Origin of the sequence: Blastococcus capsensis (genome assembly GCF_030165005.1) — a bacterium.
Lineage (GTDB): Bacteria > Actinomycetota > Actinomycetes > Mycobacteriales > Geodermatophilaceae > Blastococcus > Blastococcus capsensis.
Genome location: NZ_JASNNW010000001.1, coordinates 213,266 through 235,926, shown reverse-complemented (window position 1 = coordinate 235,926; position 22,661 = coordinate 213,266). Strand labels below are relative to the sequence as shown.

General features: G+C 74.3%; 19 protein-coding genes. 14 read left to right on the top strand and 5 right to left on the bottom strand.

Translation table 11 applies throughout. The features are described 5' to 3' along the window. The first annotated feature begins 218 nt into the window (after positions 1-218). The 3 genes from QOZ86_RS01115 (at position 219) to QOZ86_RS01105 (ending at position 5,256) form a co-directional block, all read left to right on the top strand. On the top strand, positions 219-1,703 hold the full coding sequence (locus tag QOZ86_RS01115) for an IniB N-terminal domain-containing protein (protein ID WP_284490100.1): 1,485 nt from the start codon (positions 219-221) through the stop codon (positions 1,701-1,703). A gap of 185 nt (positions 1,704-1,888) precedes the next feature. Beyond that, on the top strand, positions 1,889-3,733 hold the full coding sequence (locus QOZ86_RS01110; RefSeq protein WP_284490099.1) for a dynamin family protein: 1,845 nt from the start codon (positions 1,889-1,891) through the stop codon (positions 3,731-3,733). Continuing rightward, positions 3,730-5,256, top strand: a complete 1,527-nt coding sequence (locus QOZ86_RS01105; protein WP_284490098.1) for a dynamin family protein — start codon at positions 3,730-3,732, stop codon at positions 5,254-5,256. Before QOZ86_RS01110 ends, QOZ86_RS01105 begins: the two co-directional genes overlap by 4 nt. Here QOZ86_RS01105 and QOZ86_RS01100 read toward each other — a convergent pair. Together QOZ86_RS01100 and QOZ86_RS01095 are read right to left on the bottom strand one after the other, a co-directional pair. After that, positions 5,224-5,811 (bottom strand): hypothetical protein, encoded by a 588-nt coding sequence (locus QOZ86_RS01100; protein ID WP_284490097.1) that lies wholly within the window; start codon positions 5,809-5,811, stop codon positions 5,224-5,226. The genes QOZ86_RS01105 and QOZ86_RS01100 overlap by 33 nt on opposite strands. 113 nt (positions 5,812-5,924) lie before the next feature. Then, positions 5,925-6,716: an enoyl-CoA hydratase-related protein gene (locus QOZ86_RS01095; RefSeq protein WP_284490096.1), complete on the bottom strand. Its 792-nt coding sequence runs from the start codon at positions 6,714-6,716 to the stop codon at positions 5,925-5,927. A gap of 389 nt (positions 6,717-7,105) precedes the next feature. Between QOZ86_RS01095 and QOZ86_RS01090 the strand changes: the two genes are divergently transcribed. Then, positions 7,106-8,791, top strand: a complete 1,686-nt coding sequence (locus QOZ86_RS01090; RefSeq protein ID WP_284490095.1) for a protein kinase domain-containing protein — start codon at positions 7,106-7,108, stop codon at positions 8,789-8,791. Then, complete coding sequence (locus QOZ86_RS01085) at positions 8,788-10,455, top strand: serine/threonine-protein kinase (protein ID WP_284490094.1); 1,668 nt, start codon at positions 8,788-8,790, stop codon at positions 10,453-10,455. Before QOZ86_RS01090 ends, QOZ86_RS01085 begins: the two co-directional genes overlap by 4 nt. Before the next feature lie 33 nt (positions 10,456-10,488). On the opposite strand, the gene QOZ86_RS01080 is transcribed toward QOZ86_RS01085, so the two are convergent. Then, positions 10,489-11,181: a hypothetical protein gene (locus tag QOZ86_RS01080; RefSeq protein ID WP_284490093.1), complete on the bottom strand. Its 693-nt coding sequence runs from the start codon at positions 11,179-11,181 to the stop codon at positions 10,489-10,491. Positions 11,182-11,321: 140 nt separating this feature from the next. Between QOZ86_RS01080 and QOZ86_RS01075 the strand changes: the two genes are divergently transcribed. The 9 genes from QOZ86_RS01075 to QOZ86_RS01035 all read left to right on the top strand — a co-directional run bounded on the left by QOZ86_RS01075 (position 11,322) and on the right by QOZ86_RS01035 (position 22,070). Continuing rightward, positions 11,322-12,605, top strand: a complete 1,284-nt coding sequence (locus QOZ86_RS01075) for a competence/damage-inducible protein A (RefSeq protein ID WP_284490092.1) — start codon at positions 11,322-11,324, stop codon at positions 12,603-12,605. A gap of 463 nt (positions 12,606-13,068) precedes the next feature. Continuing rightward, a complete protein-coding gene (locus QOZ86_RS01070; RefSeq protein ID WP_284490337.1) occupies positions 13,069-15,126 on the top strand; it encodes a putative bifunctional diguanylate cyclase/phosphodiesterase in 2,058 nt (685 codons plus the stop codon). Between the two features lie 116 nt (positions 15,127-15,242). Next, entirely contained in the window at positions 15,243-15,962 is a 720-nt protein-coding gene (locus tag QOZ86_RS01065; protein ID WP_284490091.1) for an NYN domain-containing protein, read from the top strand. 229 nt (positions 15,963-16,191) lie between these two features. After that, complete coding sequence (locus QOZ86_RS01060) at positions 16,192-16,830, top strand: PilZ domain-containing protein (protein WP_284490090.1); 639 nt, start codon at positions 16,192-16,194, stop codon at positions 16,828-16,830. Positions 16,831-16,909: 79 nt separating this feature from the next. Beyond that, positions 16,910-18,586 carry a P-loop NTPase family protein gene (locus tag QOZ86_RS01055; protein WP_284490089.1) on the top strand — a complete coding sequence of 559 codons (1,677 nt, stop codon included), beginning with the start codon at positions 16,910-16,912 and terminating at the stop codon, positions 18,584-18,586. Next, entirely contained in the window at positions 18,583-20,199 is a 1,617-nt protein-coding gene (locus tag QOZ86_RS01050; RefSeq protein ID WP_284490088.1) for a GTPase, read from the top strand. Before QOZ86_RS01055 ends, QOZ86_RS01050 begins: the two co-directional genes overlap by 4 nt. Positions 20,200-20,412: 213 nt before the next feature. Next, positions 20,413-21,006, top strand: coding sequence for a hypothetical protein (locus QOZ86_RS01045; RefSeq protein ID WP_284490087.1), 594 nt, complete (start codon positions 20,413-20,415; stop codon positions 21,004-21,006). A gap of 82 nt (positions 21,007-21,088) precedes the next feature. Continuing rightward, positions 21,089-21,223, top strand: coding sequence for a hypothetical protein (locus tag QOZ86_RS01040; RefSeq protein WP_284490086.1), 135 nt, complete (start codon positions 21,089-21,091; stop codon positions 21,221-21,223). A 106-nt stretch (positions 21,224-21,329) separates the two neighbouring features. After that, positions 21,330-22,070: an Ltp family lipoprotein gene (locus QOZ86_RS01035; protein ID WP_284490085.1), complete on the top strand. Its 741-nt coding sequence runs from the start codon at positions 21,330-21,332 to the stop codon at positions 22,068-22,070. Positions 22,071-22,141: 71 nt separating this feature from the next. Here the strand turns inward: QOZ86_RS01035 and QOZ86_RS01030 are convergent, their stop codons facing one another. Both QOZ86_RS01030 and QOZ86_RS01025 read right to left on the bottom strand, forming a co-directional pair. Further along, entirely contained in the window at positions 22,142-22,393 is a 252-nt protein-coding gene (locus QOZ86_RS01030) for a DUF2283 domain-containing protein (RefSeq protein ID WP_284490084.1), read from the bottom strand. A gap of 9 nt (positions 22,394-22,402) precedes the next feature. Beyond that, positions 22,403-22,639: a DUF4258 domain-containing protein gene (locus QOZ86_RS01025; protein WP_284490083.1), complete on the bottom strand. Its 237-nt coding sequence runs from the start codon at positions 22,637-22,639 to the stop codon at positions 22,403-22,405. Between the last annotated feature and the right edge of the window lie 22 nt (positions 22,640-22,661).

Below are 22,661 nucleotides of genomic sequence, written 5' to 3'. Positions count from 1 at the left end.
GGGCAACCCGATTGGGAGGTGCCTGACGTCTTCTGGGGTGGATGGGACCTGAGGGAGAGGCGACACCCCGGTCCCCCTAACCCTCCGTCAGCACCCGATCCCCCATAGGGGGTCGGCGAGAGGGGGGTCGTTCCCCGATGGGCGGCCGCCCGTGCGGTGCGTTGACTGCTCCCGGCAGCCGGCCACGACGGACGGCCCGGACCTCAGGAGAAGCAGCGATGTCTGACCTCTACACCTCCCTGCTCGACTTCATCCTCAACCTGCTCCGCGACCCGGAGGCGGCCGAGCGGTTCGAGGAGGACCCCGCGGGCGAGCTCGAGGCCGCCGGCCTCGAAGACCTGACCGCGGCCGACGTCGACGCGATCATGCCGATGGTCGCCGACTTCGCCCCCGTGGCCGTGGCCGCCGGTGCCGGCGCCGGTGGTGGTGGCGGCCACGCCGGCTGGGGCAAGGACGACGACCACCACATGCCGCCGATGAAGGACCACCGCGACGATGACGAGAAGCCGGTCGAGAAGCCGGCGAAGTGCGAGGAAGAGCAGAAGCCGACCGAGGGCGGCGGCGGCCACGAGCCCGCCGCGATCGAGCACCTCAAGTACATCTCGCAGAACTACCACTACGAGGTCGACGCGTCGCACAACGTCTGGGGCGACAGCTACAAGGTCTTCGGCGAGGACATCGTCCTGAACACCGGTGACCACGCCGTCGTCGCGGGCGACGACATCAAGGACACGCGCGTCGACAACAGCGACAACTCCCTCGACGTGGACATCAAGGACTCGCTGAACGGCTCGTACAACGACAAGTCCGACCACTCCACCACCGTCGGAACCGTCGTCGGCGGCAGCGACAACCACGCCTACGTGGACAACAGCCAGAAGTACGAGCTCGACGTCGAGGACGTCTTCATCGGCGACGGCACCACCGTCATCGAGGACTCCACGAACGTCGGCAACACCTACACCGACTCGTACAACGACAAGTCGGACAACTCGGACCACTCGGACAACTCCGACAACTCGGTCCACATCGAGGACTCGTTCCAGGACAACTCGGACAACTCGGTCGACAATTCGGTCGAGATCGACGCCGAGATCGAGGACTCGTTCCAGGACAACTCGACGAACGTCAGCGACTCGGGTAACGACAACTCCACGAACAGCGAGGTGGACGTCGAGGACTCCTTCAACACCGACAAGTCGGTGCACGACTCGGGCAACGACAACTCGGTGCACGACTCGGGCAACGACAAGTCGGTGCACGACTCGGGCAACGACAACTCGACGAACGTCGACATCGAGGACTCGTTCCAGGACAACTCCACCGAGGTCGAGGTCGACGACTCGTTCAACGACAACTCCGACCACTCCGACAACTCGGACCACTCGGACCACTCGGACAACTCCGACAACTCGGACCACTCGACGAACACCGAGGTCGACGTCGACGACTCGTTCAACGACAACTCCGACAACTCGACGAACACCGAGGTCGACGTCGAGGACTCGTTCCAGGACAACTCCACGGAGATCGAGGACTCGTTCCAGGACAACTCCACGGAGATCGAGGACTCGTTCCAGGACAACTCCGACAACTCCACCGAGGTCGACGTCGAGGTGGAGGACTCCTTCCAGGACAACGACCTGGTGGACGACTCCGGGAACAACAACGACACGACGACGACCCTCGAGGGCGCCGCCTGACAGTCGGTCGCCAGGCCGGATGGGAACGACCCGGCGGCGGTGGCGGACCACGCGCCGCCGCCGGGTATCCGTCCCGAGCCCGGCCCCCTCGCGCCCCAGCGGGCAGGAGGGGGCCGGGCTCGGGACGCCTGTGCGGTGGGGCGATCTCCTGGTGTGATGTCGGCAGGCACGTCGGAAGGGGCACCGTGGCAACGCCGCTCGAGTTGATCGACCGGGCCCGGGCCCTCGCGGGGACGGGTGGCCGGGCCGACCTGGAGCGCCGGCTGGCCCTGGTCCGCGAGCGGGTCGGGGCGGCCAGCGTCCGGGTGCTCGTCGTCGGCGAGCCCAAGCAGGGCAAGAGCCAGCTGGTCAACGCGCTCGTCGGGGCCCCGGTCTGCCCGGTGGCCGACGACGTCGCCACCGTCGTCCCCACGGTGATCCGCGAAGGCGCGGCACCCCGGGCAGTGCTGGTGCACAGCGGGGCGACCGGCGGCGCGGGCGACGGCCGAGCGGCGCCGGCGGCAGAGGAACCGGTCGAGCGCACTCCCGTACCGATCGAGTCGCTGTCGGCGCGCACCACCCGCGGTGCGGACGACGACGACGGCCGGCACCTCGTCAGGGCCGAGGTGGAGCTGCCCCGTCGCTTCCTGGCCGGGGGCCTGGAGCTGGTGGACACCGCAGGGGTCGGGGGCATCGGGACCGGCCACTCCCTGCAGACAGTCGACCTGCTCCCGAGCGCCCACGCGGTGCTCGTGGTGTCGGACGCGTCGCAGGAGTACACCGGCCCGGAGATGGCCTTCATCCGCCAGGCCGTGGCGCTGTGCCCCACCGTGGTGTTCGCGGTGACGAAGACCGACGTGCACCCGTCGTGGCGGTCGATCGTCGAGCTGGACCGGGCGCACCTCCGGCGGCAGGGGATCGAGGCGCCGCTGTTCCCGGTCTCGGCGTCCCTCGGCATCCTCGCGGTGCAGCACAAGGACACCGAGCTGCACGCCGAGTCGGGGCTCGCGCCGCTGGCAGAGCACCTGCGCCGGGAGGTGCTGGGCCGGGCCGAGGCGCTGCGCCAGCGGTCGACGGTGCACGATCTCCGCTCGGTCGCCGAGCAGCTGACGCTCTCCCTGCGCGCCGAGCTCGCCGCCCTCGAGGACCCGGCCGGCAACGACGCCCTGGTCGAGGAGCTGACCCAGGCCCGCGCCCGGGTGGAGGAGCTGCGCCGCCGGTCGTCGCGCTGGCAGCAGATGCTCGGCGACGGCGTCACCGACCTGATGGCCGACATCGACTACGACCTGCGGGACCGCTCCCGGGTGCTCATCCGCGAGGCGGAGGAGGCCATCGACGCCCGCGACCCGGGGCCGACCTGGGCCGAGTTCACCGAGTGGCTCGACGAGCGGCTGGCCACGGCGGTGACCGACAGCTACGTGTGGGCCGGGCAGCGGTCGGAGTACCTGGCCGAGCAGGTGGTCGAGCAGTTCGCCCGCGACGGCGGCGTCGTCGCTCCCGAGCTGGACATCGGTTCGCCCGCGGAGGCGCTCGGCGCCCTGGTCGACGTCGCAAGCATGGACGACGGCTTCCTTCCCGTGCGGGAACGGCTGCTGATCGGCCTCCGCGGTTCCTACACCGGCGTGCTGATGACCGGGCTGGTCACCAGCCTGGCCGGGCTCGCCGTCATCAACCCGCTCTCGCTGGCCGTCGGCGTGGTCCTGGGCCGCAAGGCCTACCAGGACGACAAGGCCGCCCGGCGGCAGCGGCGGCAGACCGAGGCCAAGCAGATCGTCCGGCGGCACCTCGACGAGGTGGTCTTCCAGGTCGGAAAGCAGCTGAAGGACCAGCTGCGCATGGTCCAGCGGACCCTGCGCGACCTGATCACCGACACCGTCGACGAGCTCTCCCGCACGCTCGGCGACGCTCTCGCCGCGGCGCAGCGGTCGACGAAGGCCGCCGCGGCCGAGCGCACCGCCCGGATCCGGGCGGTGCGGGCCCAGCTCGAGGTGCTGGACCGGTTCGCCAAGGAGGTCGCCCGGCTGGAGGCGGCACCGGCGGCCCTCCGGTGACCGCCCCGCCGGGCGGCGTGCAGGCCACCACGCTCGTCGACGACGTCCGCCTGCTGCTCGACGAGTCCCTCGACGCCTACCGCGACGATCCGGACGCGCTTCCGGTCCTCCGAGCGCAGCGCGAACGGCTGGACGAGCCGTTGCGGATCGCGCTGGTCGGCCGGGTGAAGGCCGGCAAGTCGACGCTGCTCAACGCCCTGGTCGGTGAACGGCTGGCGCCGACGGACGCGGGCGAGTGCACCCGGGTGGTCACCTGGTACCGCCACGGCGCCGTGCCGCGGGTCGCGCTGCACCCGGTCGACGGCCTACGGCGGGTGCTGCCGGTCCGCCGGGTCGACGGCGCGCTGCGACTGGACCTCGCCGGGACGCCACCGGAGGATGTCGAGCGCCTCGTGGTCGACTGGCCCACCGCCGGGCTCGCCGCGGCGACGCTGCTGGACACCCCCGGCATCTCGTCGCTGGACGTCGGCACCAGCGCCCGCGCGTGGGAGCTGCTGGACCGCGACGAGCTGCCGGTCGCCGACGCGGTCGTCTTCCTCACCCGGCAGATGCAGCCCGAGGACCTCGACTTCCTGGCCCGCTTCCAGGAGGCGACCGGTGGGCCCGGGGTGCACACGACGACGATCACCGTGCTGTCGCGCGCCGACGAGCTGGGCGCCGGCCGGGTGGACGCGCTGCTGGCCGCCCAGCAGGTGGCCCGGCGGATGTCCGGGGACCCCGCCGTGCGGGCGCGCAGCCAGGCGGTCGTGCCGGTGGCCGGCCTGGTCGGGCTCGCCGGCCGGATGCTCCGGCACCGGGAGTTCGTGGCCCTCCGGAGCCTCGCCGCGGCCGAGCGGGCCGACCTCGAGGCGATGCTGCTGAGCGCGGACCGGTTCTGCCGCGACGACGCACCGGTCCCGGTCTCGAGGGAGCTGCGGGTCACGCTGCTCGAACGGCTCGGAATCTTCGGCATCCGGCTGGCGGTGGCGCTGATCCGCACCGGCGTCTCCGACGCCGGTGAGCTGGGCGACCAGCTGGTCCGCCGCAGCGGGCTGGCGGAACTGCAGCGGCTGCTCACCGTCCACTTCCTCCGGCGCAGCGCCGCGCTGCGGGCGGCGACCGCCGTCCGGCTGGTCGAGCGCCTGCTCCGCGAGCGGCCGGTCGCGGACGCCGTTCCGCTGTGGGCGCGGGTCGAGCGGCTGCAGATCGGCACCCAGGAGCTCGTGGAGCTCGAGCTGCTGGCGCGCTCCCGGGCCGTCGATGGGCCGATCCCGCCCGAGTTCCGGGCCGAGGCCGAACGCCTCCTCGGCGCCGAGGGGCCGGACCCGGCCGATCGGCTCGGCCTCGCGGCGGATGCTCCGCCGGAGGAGCTGCGTGCCGCCGCGCTGACCGCGCTCGACCGCTGGCGGGCGCGGGCGCTCGACCCGCTGGCCGGGCGGCCCACCGTGGACGCCTGTGCGGACCTGGCGCGGTCCTGCGAGGCGGTGGTGGCGACGCTCGATGCCGCCGGCTCAGGGGCGCCGGCCGCGCAACCAGCTCCGTGACGACCCGAGGAACAAGGTCACCAGGGCGGCCACGACGAAGACAGCCTGGGCCAGGAACGACAGCTCGTCGACCGTGGTACTCCCGGCGACCAGGCTGAGCACGAGGGGCAGCAGGAAGAGCGTCAGCACCCCGGCGACGGCAAGCACCCACCGCATGCCGGGTGTGCGCCGCAGCGCGAGCACCAGGCAGAGGGCAGCCACGACGACCAACCCGGCGGCGGCGCCGAGCACGCCGTCGACCGTCACGGTCACCCCGGTCTCGAGGACGTCGGGGGTCAGGGACGGATCGGCCTCCAGCGCCGCGTCGGTGACCCGCGCCCGGATGGTGTCCCGGTTGACGAGGGCGGTGGCGAGACCCAGGGCTCCGGCCGCGAAACTGCCCGCCCAGAACCAGATCGAGGTCCGCAGTGCGGCCGGGCGCCGCCCGTCGACCGGCGCGTCCGGAGGCGGCGGCGCGGGGCTGAACGCCGGCCGCGGTGGTGGCCGGCGGGGGAGCCGATCACCGGGCGCCCCGGCCGGGCCGGGCCGCACCGGCCGACTGGACGGATCGGACACGGAACCTCCTCGACGGGAGCCTGCCGGTCCAGCGTGGGGTACCGGCCGGTGGGTTGTCACGCGCCGCCGCGATGCGCCTGCGATCCGGCGTGGGGGTACGGCCGGTGGCCGGCTCAGCTACCGGTGAATCGCGGCGCGCGCTTGGCGAGGAAGGCCTCGACCGCCTCGCGGTGGTCGGCGCTCTGCCCGACCTCTGCCTGGAGCCGTGCCTCCAGCGCGAGAGTGTCCTCCAGCGAGTCGGTGGCGGCGGTGGCCAGCACGGTCTTCACCGCCCGGTACGCGGCCGTGGGGCCGGCCGCCAGCCGCGCGGCCAGCTGCCGGGCCTCGGGCAGCACCTCCTCCGGCGGGACCACCCGGTGCACCAGCCCCCACTCGACGGCGGTCTCGGCCAGGAACGGCTCGGGCATCAGCAGCAGCTGCGTCGCCCGGGAGCCGCCCACGCTGTGCACCAGGCGCGCCGCCAACGCCGAGTCGCTGGACAGCCCGATCCCGGTGAAGGCGGTGGTGAACTTGGCCCCTGCGGCGGCGATCCGCAGGTCGCCGGCGAGCGCCATCCCCAGCCCGGCCCCGGCGCAGGCCCCGTTGATCCCGACGACGACCGGTACCCGCAGCCCGGCCAGCGCCAGCACCAGCGGGTTGTACTCCCGCTCCACCACCGACAGCGGGGCGTCCCCCCGGTCCTCGCCGGCGCCACCCTGCAGCTTCTCCAGGTGCTCGCCCAGGTCCTGGCCGACACAGAAGGCGCGGCCGGTGCCGGTCAGCAGCACGGCACGGACAGAGTCGTCGGTCGCCACCTCCTCCACCGCGGCGCGCAGGTCGCGACGCAGGGTGGAGGTCAGGCCGGCGCGGAGCAGGGTGAGGGTGGCGACGCCGTCGGCGTCCTCCCGGGTCACGGTGTCGGACATCGTCGCCCCGCCTTCCGGCTCGGTGGTGTGCCGCGGCTGCGGCACTGTCGCCGGTCACCTTGCCAGGTCCGCGAGGAGCCGAGCACCTCCCCCGTGCCCGCTGTCCCGCGGTGCGGGGTCCGGACAGCTCCGAGCTGCGGCGCGGCCCTCCACCGGTGGGCACGCCCGGAGCGACGGCGTGGCATGCACGCTGCGCAGTCGGCGCGCCACGGTCGTGGTGCGGGAGTGATCCTTGTTTCCGGTGGAGATCGGCGGTCCGCGACGATGCATCCCTGCGGCGATGTGTAGGTGGCGGCAGGAATGGACAAGGAGAGCCGGGCAGCGGTGCGCCCCTGGTCGGTCATGTGCCGGCCTGTGCGCAGGGCCCGGGCAGACGAGGAGTGACCACCGTGGTGGAACCAGGACGCAGGTGCCTGGGCGACCGCTACGAACTGGACCAGCTCATCGCCGTCGGCGGGATGGGGCAGGTGTGGCGGGCGCTCGACACCGCCCTGCACCGGCCGGTCGCCGTGAAGGTCCTCCGCAGCGAGTACACCGGTGATGCGACGTTCGTCGCCCGCTTCCGGGCCGAGGCCCAGCACGCCGCCGCACTCAGCCACCCGCACATCGCCGCGGTGTTCGACTACGGCGAGGAGACGGCCGGGGACGGGTCGGGGGAGACCCTCGCCTACCTGGTGATGGAGCTGGTGGAGGGGGAGCCGTTGTCGGCCCTCCTCCGTCGCGAGGGCGCGCTCGGCCCCCAGATCACCCTGTCGGTGCTGCACCAGACGGCGGAGGCGTTGGCCGACGCGCACCGGCTCGGGATGGTCCACCGCGACGTGAAGCCGGGGAACATCCTGGTGCGCCCCGACGGCACCGTGAAGATCACCGACTTCGGCATCGCCTGGTCGGCCCGGAGCGTGGCGCTGACCCGCACCGGCCAGGTCATCGGCACGCCGCAGTACCTCTCCCCCGAGCAGGCGGAGGGGCGGCACGCGACCCCCGCCAGCGACGTCTACGCCCTCGGGTTGATCGGCTACGAATGCCTGACCGGTCACCCGGCGTTCGAGGGCGACAACGCGGTCACCATCGCGCTCAAGCAGCTCCGCGAGGACCCCGAGCCGCTGCCGGCCGAGCTGCCTCCTGGCGTGCGGACCCTCATCGGTCGGGCGCTGGTGAAGGATCCCGGCGCGCGGATCCCCGACGGTGCCGGCTTCGCCGCGGCGATCGCCGACGTGCAGGCGGGCCGCGAGCACTCGCCGGGCAGGGCGGCGCCGGCGGCGCGTCGGCGCGGGGCGTCGCCGCGTCCGGCCGGATCGCGTCCCGCCAAGGCGGCCGTCGAACCCGGCGTCGCGCGTCCGCCGGTCGCCCGCCGGCGCAGCCGGCTCACCGTCGTCCTACTGCCGCTGATGGGGCTGCTGGCCGGCGCCGGCATCACCGCCGCGGCGCTCCAGTCGCTCGGCCAGGGCACGCCGTCGTCCACCGCTGCGGCGGCCGAGGAGCGCACCAGCGGGAGCATCGTCCTCGCGGCGGAGGACTATGTCGGCCAGCCCGTGGGAAAGGTGGCCGAGCGGCTGACCGCACTCGGCCTCACGGTGACCGTCCGTGCCGAGGTGCGCGACGACGTGGTGCCCGACCGGGTCATCCGCATCGCACCCGCGGGCCGTCCGCTGCGCGGCGGCGACCGCGTCGTCGTCCACTACGCCGCGGCCCAGCAGCGGGAGGAGCTCCGCCGGGGGGCGGCGGTGACAGGGGCGGCCGGCGACCCGGTGACGCCATCCAGGGCGCAGCCCCCCGATCCGCCCGCGCCGTCGACCACCACGCCGCCGGGCAGCACGGCCCCGACGACCACGGCGGAGGCCACCTCCCCGAGTCTCCCGGCCACCACCTCCGCCGCGACCTCGACCTCGACCTCGACCTCGACCTCGACCTCGACCTCGACGTCGACGTCGACCTCGTCCTCGACCTCGACGTCGACCTCGTCGTCGTCCTCGACCTCGTCCTCGACCTCGTCCTCGACGTCGACGTCCACGGCGTCGGAGACGACGTCGAGCCCGAGCACCACGACCGCGACGACGCAACCCCCGGCGCCGTGACGCCTGGGCGTCCGCCGGAGGCCACCCGGCTGCTCGGAGGTCGCTACGAGCTGCTCTCCCTGCTCGCGACCGGCGGCATGGGCCAGGTGTGGCGGGCGCGCGACATCGTCCTGCAGCGCCCCGTGGCGGCGAAGGTGCTGCGCAGCGAGTACACCGGCGACGCCACCTTCCTCGCCCGGTTCCGGGCGGAGGCGCAGCACACCGCCCAGGTGACCCACCGCAACATCGCGGCCCTGTTCGACTACGGCGAGACGTCCGCCGCCGACGGCGAGCAGCTGGCGTACCTGGTGATGGAGCTGGTCGAGGGGGAGTCCTTGGCCCAGCTGCTGGCCCGGGAGGGGCGGCTCGATGCGGACCGCACCCTGGACGTCCTGCGCCAGGCGGCCGCCGGCCTGGCCGTCGCGCACGCCGCCGGGCTGGTGCACCGCGACGTGAAACCGGGGAACGTGCTGGTCGGCGCCGACGGCACCGTCAAGCTCACCGACTTCGGCATCGCCTGGTCGGCTGCCAGCGCCCCGCTCACCCAGACCGGGCAGGTGGTCGGCACCGCCCACTACCTGTCCCCGGAGCAGGCCGCCGGGAGCAAGGCCGGGCCGGCCAGCGACGTCTACGCGCTCGGCATGATCGGCTACGAGTGCCTGGCGGGGCACCGCGCCTTCGACGGCGAGAACTCGGTGCAGATCGCCCTGCGCCAGCTGCGCGAGTTCCCGGCCCCGCTCCCGGACGACGTCCCGGAGCAGATCCGCACGCTCGTGGATCGAGCGCTGCTCAAGGAGCCGGCCGATCGGTTCGCGGACGGAGCGGCTTTCCGGGACGCCGTCGACGACGTCCTGGCCGGGCGTCCCCTGCCGCCGGTGGGGCCACGTGGCGGCACCCGGCCCCTCGCCGCTCCCCCGCCGCCGCAGCGAGCGCGGCGGCGTCTGGCGGCGCCGCTGGCTGCCCTGCTGGTGGGCGCGGGGCTCGGCGTCGCCGCACTGCAGGTGTGGGGGGAGCCGCCGGCCGATTCGTACGCCGGTACGACTGAGGCCTCGGAGTCGGTGCTGCTGAACGCGGTGGACTACCTCGGCCGACCGGTGGCGGAGGCGGCGGCCGAGCTCGGCGCGGCGGGACTCGTGGTCGAGCTGGTCGCCCGGGAGAGCACGACCGCGCCCGACGACTCCGTACTGGGCGTGACACCGGTCGGATCCGTCCCCCGGGGCACGGTCGTCACCGTCACCCACGCGACCGCCCCCCCGGAACCGGAACCGGAACCGGAACCCGAGTCGGAGCCCGAGTCGGAGCCCGAGCCCGAGCCCGAGCCCGAGCCCGAGCCCGAGCCGGAGCCCGAGCCGGAGCCGGAGCCCGAGCCGGAGCCGGGGCCGGAGCCGGTCCCGGAGGGGGAGCGAAGGCCGGTCCCGGAGCCGGTCCCGGTGCCCGCTCCCGTGCTGCCGCAGCCGGTGCAGCACGGAGCGCCCGCTCCGCCCCCTCCCGGGCGCGGGAACGACGGCGCGGACGGCGCACCGGCTCCCGGCAACGGCCAGGGGAACGGCAGCGGTGCCGCGAACGGCCAGGGCAACGGCAGCGGTGCCGCGAACGGCCAGGGGAACGGCAACGGTGCCGCGAACGGCCAGGGCAACGCCAATGGCCCGGGGAACGGCCGGGCCCGTGGGAGGTCGGCGGGCTAGCCGCTTCCGCGCCGGCCGCGCGGAGCCGGGCGCTCAGTCGTCGCGGCCGGCGGCGAGCCAGACGGCGCCGCCGAGGGCGCCCAGCGCTGCGGTGAGCAGGAAACCGCGGTCGCTGTCGGCGGCGGGGAGCACGACCAGGACCCAGAAGACGGCGAGGCCGGTGAGGCCCCCCGCGGCGATCCGCCAGCCGAGCCGCCGGTCCAGCCGTCCCCCACGGGGCAGGACGGCAGCGGAGGTGGCCAGCCCCAGTACGACGCAGCCGGTGGCGAAGACCGACCACAGCGGGAGCGCCGACCAGAAGGACGCGGTGCCGAAGTCGAGGGACAGCCCGAGCTGGAGCAGGACCAGGGAGAGGAGGACCAGGCCTGCCCTGACGAGCGCGCCGCGGTCCCGGGGGCCCCGTTCTCGCGACCCGGTCTCCTCCCCCTGTGCCTCGGCCCCGGACTCCAGCGTCTCCGGCCACGACGGGCCGGCCGCGGCCGGCGGGGGAGCGGACCCGGCGCCGGGTAGCCCCGGGACGAAGTCGACCGGCCCCGTGGGCTGCGCGACCGGGACGGGGGCCGGCTGCACGGCGGTCGCGGGCGGAGGGACGGGGGCCGACGGTGGAGGGAGCTGCTGGATCGTCGTACGCGCCGAGGCCGGCGCGGCCGCGGGGATCTCCTGCGTCGTGGGCTGCGCGGGGCCGGTACCCGGAGCGGGCGGCGGGGGGTCGGACGGCGTGCTCACGGCGGCCTCCTGGCGGACTCCGGGATCCCCCGGTCGGTGCTGTCCGCTGGCACGTTAGCGGCGCCGCGGCGGTCCGTGAGCGCGCCACCCGGGTCGGCGCCCGGTCTGCCACGCCGGACCGGCACCCCTAGGGTCTGGACGTGGTCACGCGCGCGGGCATCGTCGTCACCGGGACCGAGGTGCTCACCGGCCGGGTGACCGACCGCAACGGACCCTGGCTGGCCGATCAGCTGCGCGGGCTCGGGGTCGATGTCGGGCACGTGGTGGTGGTCGGTGACCGACCCGACGACCTGCGGTCGGCGCTGTCCTTCCTGGCCGGCACCGGCGCGGGCCTGGTGATCACCACCGGGGGGCTCGGCCCCACGGCCGACGACCTGACCGCGCAGGTGGTGGGCGAGTTCCAGGGACGCACCTCCGCGGTCGACCCGGACCTGGAGCAGCGGGTGGCGCGCGTCGTCGAGCGGCTGATGGCCCGCCGCGGCTGGCGCGCCGACGCGGAGGCGACGGCGGCCGGGGTGCGCAAGCAGGCCCTGGTGCCCGACGGTGCCACGGTCCTGGAGCCGGTCGGCACCGCGCCCGGCCTGGTCGTGCCCACGGCGGCGGACCGCACCGGCCCCCCGGTGGTCGTGCTGCCCGGGCCCCCCGCGGAGCTGCGCGGGATGTGGCCGGCGGCCGTTGCGGCGGCACCCATCCGGGCGGCGCTGGCGGGTGCCACGGAGCTGCGGCAGGAGACCCTCCGGCTCTGGGGCACGCTCGAGGCGGAACTGGCCGCGACGCTGCGGGAGCTGGAACGTGAACTCACCGGCCTGGAGATCACCACCTGCCTGCGCGAGGGGGAGCTGGAGATCGTCACCCGGTTCCCCGCTGCGGGCCAGGAGGTGTACGACCGGTTCGCCGCCGAGCTCGCCCAGCGGTACACCGGCACGCTGTTCTCCACCGGGCGAACACTCGACGAACTCGTGGCGGAGGCGCTGGTCGAGCGGGGCACGACCGTCGCCACTGGCGAATCATGCACAGGCGGGCTGCTCGCGGCCCGGCTGACCGAGCGGCCGGGGGCCTCGGCCACCGTGCTGGGTGGGGTGGCGGCGTACTCCAACAGCGCCAAGCAGCAGCTGCTGGGCGTGTCGGCCGGCCTCATCGCCGAGCACGGGGCGGTCAGCCCCGAAGTGGCCCGCGCGCTGGCCGAGGGTGCGCGCGCCCGGTTCGCTGCCGACATCGGCGTGGGGATCACCGGCGTGGCCGGACCCGGTGGGGGCACCGCGGACAAGCCGGTGGGCACGGTGCACCTGTGCGTGCTGGGGCCCACGGGTGCCCTGACTCGGGCGCTCTCCGTGCCGGGCTCGCGGTCGGCGGTGCGGGGCCGGTCCGTCACGATGGCGATGCACCTGCTCCGCGAGCTCCTGGTGGGGGGACCACCCGCCTGATCGCCAGTTGATCATCGTCATCCGGTTGCCGCCGACGGCGTGGCGGCCAGCCAGACGCCGATGATCAACGCAGGATCGGGTGGCCGACCTGTGATCACCAGCACGTACGGTGCCGCCATGACGGCCACGCCGGAGGCGTGCCGGCCATCTCCGCCACGCCCCGGCGGCCGTCTCCGACGCCTTCTGCGCCTCTCGCCTGGGCGGGGACGCCGGCACGGTGCTCGGCACTCTCCCGGCGGGCCCCGACGTCGCCGGGATCGTCGGGCGATCTGACGTCGTCCTTCGCTGAAGGGTGACCGGAACTACTACTCTGAGGGACGGTCCACGTGCTGCCCGTCGAACTCCACGGGTGGTCCGTGCCCGTCGTCCGTGGCTGCGGACGGACGATCGGTGAACGAGAGCGGGCAGCGTGCAACCAGGCGACGACCGGCCCTCAGGGGTGCGGACCGACCCGTTGAGCAGCGTGCCGGATGCCGTCTACCGCCTGGACCAGCACGGCCGCTTCGCCTATCTGAACGCGTCCGCAGAACGCCTGCTGGGGCACTCCGCCGACGAGCTCCTCGGCCGCGACGCCCGTGACGCCTTCCCGGGGCTGCGGGGATCGCTGGCCGAGGACCAGTACCACCAGGTGCTCGAGGACGGCCGGCCGCGGGAGTTCCAGTTCCTCTACGAGCCCAAGGGGCGCTGGTACGAGGTCCGGATCTTCCCCGATCCCGCCGGGGCGGCCGTGCTCTTCCGCGACGTCGACCTCCGCCACCGTCGCGACCTGGAGCGCGACGCCCAGGTGCGCCAGCTGACCGCGGTGCTCGAGGCGCTGCCCTCCCCCACCGTCCTCGTCGGCCGGGACGGCCGCATCCTCTCAACCAACGGGGCCTGGATCCGCATCGGCGAGACCTTGCCCGACGTCGTCCTCCCCGGCCGCGCGGGCGAGGACTACCTGATGGTCATGTCCCGCGGGCTGGAACCGCAGGTGCACGCCGGCCTGGCCGCGGGCCTGCGTGCCCTGCTCGACGGGGAGGAACCGTCCGACGACGGCACGTTCCGCTGGAACTACTCCTGCGCGAACCGCCAGGGCATCGGCTGGTTCCACCTCCAGGCCACGCGGGTCGACGACGAGGGGCGGGTGGTGATCACCCACACCGACATCACCGACCAGGTGCGGGCGCAGGAACAGCTCCTGTGGCGGGCGCAGCACGACGACCTGACCGGGCTGCCCAACCGGTCGCGGCTGCTCGAGCTCACCGGTGAGGCGCTCGCCGCCGACCACCGCGCGGGGGTGGCGTTGCTGGTGCTGGACCTGGACGGCTTCAAGACGGTCAACGACTCGCTCGGGCACCAGATCGGTGACGAGCTGCTGCGGCTGGTGGGCGGCCGGATCTCCGAGCAGATCCGACCCGGTGACGCGGTGGCGCGGCTGGGGGCGGACCAGTTCGTCGTCCTCGCGCACGGCTGCGACGCCTCCGAGGCCGCGGCCCTGGCGTTCCGGCTGCAGTCGGCGTTCGGACGGCCCTTCGCCGTCGGCGAGATCTCCGTGCCGGTCAGCGCCAGCATCGGCGTGGCGGTCGCGCGGCCGGAGGTCCGCGACGCCCACCACCTGCTCAGCGATGCCGACGCCGCGATGTTCGCCGCCAAGAGCTCCGGCCGGGACCGGGTGCACCTGTTCTCCCCGGCGTTGCGCGAGGCGGCCCGCTGGCGGCTGGAGGTGGCCACCCGGCTCCGCGGTGACGCCATCGACCAGCTGGTCGTGCATTACCAGCCCGTCGTCCGGCTGGACACCGGCCACGTCGAGGGCGTGGAGGCCCTGGTGCGCTGGCAGCACCCCGAGCGCGGCCTGCTCTCGCCCGACACCTTCCTCTCCGTGGCCGAGGAGACCGGCCAGATCATCCCGATCACCCGCTGGCTGCTGCGCGAGACCACCCTCAAGGCGGCCCAGTGGGCCGCCCAGGGCCTGAACCTGCGGATGTCGGTGAACGTCAGCGCCCGGCACTTCTCCACCGAGACGCTCGTGCGCGACGTCCGGGTGGCCCTCCAGCACTCCGGGCTGCCGGCCGACCAGCTGATCCTCGAGCTGACCGAGACCAGCGTCGCCGAGGACCCCACCCGCGCCGAGGACCAGCTGTCCCTGCTGCGCGGGTTCGGCGTCCGGGTGGCGATCGACGACTTCGGCACCGGATGGTCGTCGCTGGCCCAGCTGTTCGCCCTGCCCATCGGCACGCTGAAGATCGACCGCTCGTTGCTCGCCGCCGCCGAGCGGGTCGCCGCCGGCGAGACCGGCGCGGTGCTCACGGCGATCGTCGGGCTCACCCGGACGCTGGGCATCCGTTCGGTGGCCGAGGGGATCGAGACGGTCGAGCACCTGAGGATGGTGCAGGCGGCCGGGTGCGACATGGCCCAGGGCTGGCTGCTGGGGCACCCCATGCCGGCCGAGCGCCTGCCCGAGTGGGTCCGCGAGGTGCGGCAGGCCGGCGGCGACGTCTGTGCGCTGGCGGCCGGCGGGCGGGCCGTTCCCGCCGCGAGGTGAGCGTCCGCCGCCCGGGCCGGCGAGCCACGTCCCCGGCCGGTCCGCCGCGATCCTCCGCCGTGCACGTCCCGTCGCCCCCGGCGACGACGGCGGGCGACGCCGGGCACACTGGGCCCGTGCTGGACATCTCCGAGGACGTACCCGGGCTCGCCGAGGAGCCGGCGCGCGCCGTCGACGACGGCCGAGGGCGGCCCCCGCTGGACCTGCTCATCTGGGACGCCCCCAACATCGACATGACCCTGTCGACGGTCATCGGCGCCCGGCCCACGGCGGCGTCCCGGCCGCGCTTCGACGCGATCGCCGCCTGGTTCGTCGAGGGCACCGGTGAGGCGGGTGGGGGTGACGCCGGTGGCAGTGACACGGCGTCGGACGTGGAGGCCTGCGTCTTCGCCAACATCCCGCCGCAGCCCGGGTCGCTGCAGCGGTGGGTCGAGGCGCTCCGTGGCTTCGGGTACTCGGTGTTCGCCCGGCCGAAGAGCCAGCCGGACGACGACATCGACCAGGACATGCTGGACCACATCGCCGTCCGGCAGCACAGCCACCGGCTGCGGCGGCTGGTCGTGTTCTCCGGCGACGGGCGCAACTTCGCCGACCCGCTGGAGGACCTCGCCCGGCAGGGCGTCCAGGTCGTCGTCGTCGCGTTCAGCGAGGTGGCCGGATACGCCATCGGCTCGGACCTGCTGGAGTTCATCGACATCGAGGACGTCCCCGGCGCGTTCACCGAGCCCCTGGACCGGGTGCGTCTCGACGCGCTTCCGCCGGACGGCGCGTGGCTGCGGCCGACCCGGAGCCTGCGCGACTTCGTCGCCGGGTTCACCGCCCGCCGCAACGGCTGACCCCCGGGTGATCTGAGCTGATGCCGCCCGGGTCACCCGGACGGGTGGCGCGCTCGGCGATCGCTCAGCCAACACCTGACCGTGCCGATCACCCCGGCGTGGCGGCCTGTCCGCCCGGCGCGTCGCCGGGCCGCGAGGGGGGCGGTCCCCGGACGGCGGTTACGGTTCCCGTGCGGGCACGGCGGCGCGACCCGGCCGCCTGCGCGAGCGCCCCATCGAGAGAGGTTCCATGAGCAGCGTTCCCGGCGTCGACCACCCGGTGGAGCAGACCGAGGCCGAGGTGCGGTTGGCCGGCACGAACATCGCCGTCACCGCGCGGGTCGAGGTGGTCCACGAGGGCGTGATCTCGCTCCGCCCTTCCGCCGGCGAGTACGTCGGGGACACCGTCGTCAGGGTGGGCGACCCCGTGGAGGTGTTCTGGAAGACCGACGACGGCCAGCGTGCGCTGCCGGCCGACGTGCTGGAGGTGCAGCAGGGCGCGGTCGTGCGCTGGAGGCTCACCGTCACCGGCGTGGCGGAGCACAGCCAGCGCCGCGCCGCGGTCCGTGGCCGCATGCCCCTCCCCGTCCAGGCCCGGATCGGCAACGTGGAGCTCAACGGGACCACCATCGACGTCAGCGAGGCCGGGACCCGTGCCGAGTTCGAGGGCTTCGGGCTGGCCCCCGACGCCGGCACCACGCTGGCGCTGTCGATCGCCTTCGAGGTCGGCCCGGTGAAGACCACCGCGGAGGTGATCCGGTTGCAGGCCCGGGGGGCCCGCTGGGTGATGAGCATCCGGTTCGTCGACATCGCGGAGAAGGAGCAGGACCGCATCCGCCGGCGGGTGTTCCAGGCGCTGCGCGAGGAGCGCGCCCGGCTGGCGGAGTGACCGGCGGGTAGCCGGTGGCGTCCCGGGGCAGTGGGGCATCGTGACTCCGCCGCCACCGCGCCTGCCCGACGCCTTGACGGTGCTCCGCGACCGCCTCGCCGCCGCACCGCTGGGCCTGGCCACGCCGGGACGAGACGTCGCCGTCCGGGCCGCCCGGGGCGTGACGGACCAGATCGACGACTACCTGCTGCCGCGGCTGCGGGACCTCGACGCCCCGCTGCTCACCGTCATCGGCGGATCCACCGGTGCCGGGAAGTCCACGCTGGTCAACAGCCTGGTCGGCGCCCCGGTCACGACCGCCGGGGTGCTCCGCCCGACGACCCGCGCCCCCGTGCTGGTCTGCTCCCGGGCCGACGCGGCCAGTTTTGCCGGCGACCGGGTGCTGCCGGGCCTGGCGCGGGTCACCGGGGGCGACGGCGGGCCCGGGACCGTGCGGCTGGTGGTGCGCGACGACGTCCCGCCCGGCCTGGCCCTGCTCGACGCCCCGGACGTCGACTCCGTCGTGGCGTCCAACCGCGACCTCGCCGGCCAGCTGCTGGCCGCGGCCGACCTGTGGGTGTTCGTCACGACGGCAGCCCGCTACGCCGACGCCGTGCCGTGGGACGTGCTGCGCACCGCCCAGGAGCGCGGGACGGCGCTGGCCGTCGTCCTCGACCGCGTGCCGCCGGAGGCGTCGGCGGAGGCGTCGGCGGAGGTCTCCGCCGACCTGGCCGGGATGCTGACGCGCGCCGGGCTCGCGGCGGCACGGCTGTTCGTGATCGAGGAGCGCCCCCTGGACGACGGTCGGCTGCCCGAGGAGCAGGTGGCTCCTCTGCGCGACTGGCTGCACGGCCTGGCCGCCGACCAGGAGCAGCGGGCGGCCGTCGTCCGGCAGACCCTGGAGGGCGCGCTGGGCAGCCTGCAGGAGCGCACCGGTTCGGTGGTGACCGCCGTCGAGGAACAGCTGTCGGCCGCCGGGGCCCTGCGCGAGGCGGCGACCGCGGCCTACGACGCGGCCCGGGACGGCGTGGACGAGGGCATCCGCAGCGGCAGCCTGCTGCGCGGGGAGGTCCTGGCCCGCTGGCAGGAGTTCGTGGGCACCGGGGAATGGATGCGCACCCTGCAGAGCCGGGTCGGCCGGGTGCGCGACCGGCTCGCCGCGGCGCTCACCGGCCGCCCGGCGCCGGCGGAGAGCCTGCAGGGCGCCCTGGAGAGCAGCGTCGAGCACCTGCTGCGGGCCGAGGCCGACCGGGCCGCGGAGCGGACCGTCACGGCCTGGCGGGCGCTGCCGGCCGGACCGCCGTTGCTGGCAGGGGAGGAGCGCGAGCTGTCCCGGGTGTCCGGCGACTTCCCCGAGGCGGCGGGGGCACAGGTGCGCGACTGGCAGGGCGCCGTGCTCGAACTGGTCCGGGAGGAGGGGGCCGACAAGCGCACGCGCGCCCGGTTCTTGTCCTGGGGCGTCAGCGGCACGGGGGCGGTGGTGATGGTGGCCGTGTTCGCCCACACCGGTGGGCTGCTCGGCGGTGAGGTGGCCGTGGCCGGCGGGACGACGGCGGTGGGGCAGCGGGTCCTGGAGGCGGTGTTCGGGGACGCCGCGGTGCGGGCCCTGGCCGAGCGTGCGCGGACGGACCTCGAGGAGCGGGCCGACGGCCTGCTCCGCTACGAGCAGGACCGGTTCGACGCCCGGGTCGACGCCGTCGGCCCCGCGCGGGCCGACGCCGACGAGCTGCGCGCCGCGGTCCGCGGCCTGGCCGAGGCCCGGCGGGCGGGGGCATGAGGACACCGGACCGGTCGCTGGCGGACCGGCTGATCGCGCTGCGGGAGGCCGTGGAGGTGGCCGAGGGCCGGCTCGATGCCCCGGAGGTGGGCCAGGCCCGCGCCGTGCTGGCCAAGGCCGGCGCCCGCGAGGCTCTCGGCGACGCGACGGTCGTGGCGCTGGCCGGCGCCACCGGCAGCGGCAAATCCACGCTGTTCAACGCGCTGTCGGGCAGCGAGGTGAGCACGCCGGGGGTGCGCCGACCCACCACCGGGGTCGCGCACGCCACCGTGTGGGGGCGCCCCGACGACGGCGCCGACCGGTTGCTCGACTGGCTCGAGGTGCCCCGCCGGCACCGGCGCGAGCCGGAGGCGGCCCTGGACGGACTGGTCCTGCTCGATCTCCCCGACCACGACAGCGTGCGGCTGGAGCACCGGCTGGAGGTCGACCGCCTGGTCGGGCTGGTCGACGTCCTGGTGTGGGTGCTGGACCCGCAGAAGTACGCCGACGCCGCGGTGCACGAGCGCTACCTGGCCCCGCTGGCGGGGCACGCCGGGGTGCTGATGGTGGTGCTGAACCAGATCGACCGGCTGGACGAGGCCGCCGCGCGCGCCTGCCTGGCCGACCTGCGCGGGCTGCTCGACCGGGAGGGGCTGGCCGCCACCCCGGTGCTCGCGGTGTCGGCGCGGACCGGCGCGGGGCTGGCGGAGCTCCGTGGGGAGCTGGCCCGCCGGGTGGGCGCCCGGCGGGCGGCCACCGAGCGGCTGCTGGCCGACGTGCGGGGCAGCGCCGCGGAGCTGGCCGTGCACTGCCCCGAGGAGGCGGCCGGCAGTTCCCGCCGGTGGGGGCGGCCGGCCGCGGGCGGGTCCGTTCCCGGGGACGTGGTGGACGACCTCACCGACGCCCTGGCCGAAGCGGCCGGGGTGCCTACGGTCACCGCCGCCGTCGAGCGCTCCACCCGACGGACGGGCACCGGCCGCACCGGCTGGCCGGTGCTGCGCTGGACGCGGAAGCTGCGGCCCGATCCGTTGACCCGCCTGCACCTGGGCGACGAGCGGGCCCGCACCTCGCTGCCGTCGGCCGGAGCCGTGGAACGGGCGCGGATGGCCACCGCCGTGCGGGAGGTCCGGGACGCCGCGGCCGACGGTCTGGCACCGGCCTGGCGGGACGAGCTGCGGCGCACCGCGGAGGTGTCCGAGGACCGGCTCGCCGACGCGCTGGACCGGGCGGTCGGCGGCACCGAGCTGGGCTCCGACCGGGTACCGCTGTGGCAGCGGGCGGCCGGTGGGCTGCAGTGGCTGCTGCTGGTCACCGCCCTCGTGGGTGCGCTCTGGCTGCTGGCCCTGGTAGGGCTGGGGTTCTTCCAGCTGGACGACGTCGTGCCGTTGCCCCGGGTCGAAGGGCTGCCCCTGCCCACGCTGCTGGTCGGAGGCGGGCTGCTGGCCGGGGCGCTCCTGGCCCTGGTGGCCCGGCCGCTGGTGAGCCTGCGGGCCCGGCGGCAGGCCCGGGCGGCCGACCGGAGGTTGCGTGCGGCCGTCCGCGGCGTGGCGGAGGAGGAGCTGCTGGCACCGATGGCGGAGGTGCGGGACGAGGCCGCCCGGTTCTGCGGGGCGGTGACCACCGCCGCGCGGTGACCGGTGCGCCGGCGCTGCGTCCGGCGCCCGGGCGGCAGGCCGCACCGAGCCGGGCAGGCGCGGAGCCTCGGATCGCCGACGCGCTGGCTCCGTCGATCGGTGCCGAGCCGGTCGGGCGGGTGTTCGTCTTCCAGCCGCGGGGGGTCGGCCGTAGAGCAGCCCCCTGACAGCTTCGCGTGGTCAGGGGAAGGGGTTGGTGAGGACCGTTCGGGCTTGGAGGACGTCGAAGGTGACCGGTGGGCCGTCGGTCGTCGCGGTACCCCAGAGGCGACGTTGCCGGGCGGCCCGCTGTCGCCGCACGTCTTCGCCTACGAGACATCGTCGGCCCGCTGTGGTGGGCTGCGCACCGAATCTGCTTCTGGAGGAACCATGCGCAAGGCCCTGATAGCGGCCACCGCTCTGGCGATGCTGACGGGTTGCGGAGGCAGCGACGAGGAACTGCGGGAAGGCACCGCATCGTCGTCGACCGCGTCAGATCGGGCGACTTCTACGGCATCGCCGTCCACGTCCGAGAGTGCGACGGCTACGAAACCGTTTCCGGCGGATCAGCTGCCGCGGGCGGAGATCGAGCGGGTGTTCCTCGACAACATGGAGGAGTCCGGGTTCATCCCGCGCTACGGCAACGCTGCGGACACCCTCGAACTGGCCGACCTGGTCTGCGTCCACTTCAACCGCGGCGGCACGATGCCTGAACTCATCGCCCTGGTATCGCCAGGGGCGACAATGCCCGAGTCCGAGTTCCGCGCGTTCGCAGCTATGTCGGCCGTCGGTTTCTGCCCTGAGCATGTGAGCGACATCCTCGAGTGAGCGAGCTCGGCATCGACGTCACCTGCTCCAGCTGCGCCACCGCTACGGCACCGTCGCCTACCAGCTCTCCAAGGACGTCCGCATGGTGCAGGAGCAGATGGGGCACTCGTCGCCGCTCACCATGGCCGGCTACACCCGGCCATCGGCCGAGGCAGCCGCCCGGATGGTGGCCGCCATGGACGTGTTCGGGAGCCGACCGGTGAACGGCGCTGCATAGCCCGCTGCACCAGCGACAGGGAACGCTTCCCGTCCGACGCCGGGGCGGTGACGAGGCCACGCCGAGCCGCTACCGTGCCGTCCACATACAACAGGCGGGGCGGACAATGCAGCCGGATAAGCAGGAACCACCGACGCACATCACGGACGCCCCGGCGCGGGGCAAGACCCGCGACTGGAAGCGGTGGGCCGTACCGGTCGCCACGTTGGTGGTCGGGATCAGTATCGGCGCGGCCGGGGCTTCGGCGGACCCGACACAGTCGGAGGAGTATCGGGCGCAGGCAGAGAAGCACCACGACCTCGAGCAGGAACTCGCGGCCGCCAAGGACCGGATCACCGCCATGTCGGAGCGTGCCGGGGCAGTGCAGGCAGACGCGGAAGAGGCGATCCGGGAAGCGGCGGAGCGGGAAGCCGAGCTCGATGGCCAAGCCGCCGAGCTCGACAAGTGGGCCGCCGAGCTTGAGAGCCGCGAGCAGGCCGCGACGGCGGCGCCACCCGCGCCAGCGCCAGCTCCCGCGCCAAGGCCGCGGTCACCTGCAGCCGAGGCCGGCTCCGGCGGGAGCGTGGCCCAGAGCAACGCCCTCGGGAAGGCCAGGGACTATCTGAAGTTCACGTCGTTCTCCCGCTCCGGCCTCATCGAGCAGCTGCAATACGAGGGCTTCTCGACCGGCGACGCCACGTGGGCCGTCGACAACCTGACCGTGGACTGGAACGAGCAGGCCGCCAAGAAGGCGGAGGAATACCTGTCGTTCACGTCCTTCTCGCGATCGGGGCTGATTGAGCAGCTGACCTACGAGGGTTTCAGCCCCCAGCAGGCCGAGCACGGGGCCAGGGCGGTCGGGCTCTGAGTGCGACGCGACGGAGGCGCCCCGCCCCTCCAGTAGGAGGGGCGGGTGCTTCGTGTCGGTGGGTAACCGCGTCAGCAGGACGTGAAAAGCCAGTCCTTCTGCTGGGCGAGGTGCTTGAGCTCAGGGAACCGCTTCCCGACGACGCGCAGCATCTCGTCGGTGATGCCGCGCGGGGGGACAACGAACTCCACACCGACCGGGTTGTCTTCGGCGTCGACGTCGACCATGACCAGGTCGGAGATCTCGATGGTGCGTGCGACGGCAACCCCGTCGACGAGCTCGACGTAGGTGGCTCCAGCCTCGGTGTCGTACTGGACCAGCATGATGGAAGGCTACGCCTCGCTACCTTGGTCGGCGACGGTCACGACGTACTCCTTATCGTCGGTAAGCACGACGACCTTGAGTCGTCGCCCGGTAGAGGTGCGTCCGCGGATCACGGTTCGCTCGTCCGGATGTTCCTGCGACGCATGCACCAGGTCGGGCGCGGCCAGGGCTTCCTCGACCTCTGCTGCGTCAATGCGACGTGCGGCCATCCGTCGCCTGGCATGGCCGGAGAATCGCAGGCTCACCCGTCGACCCTCTCACAGCGGG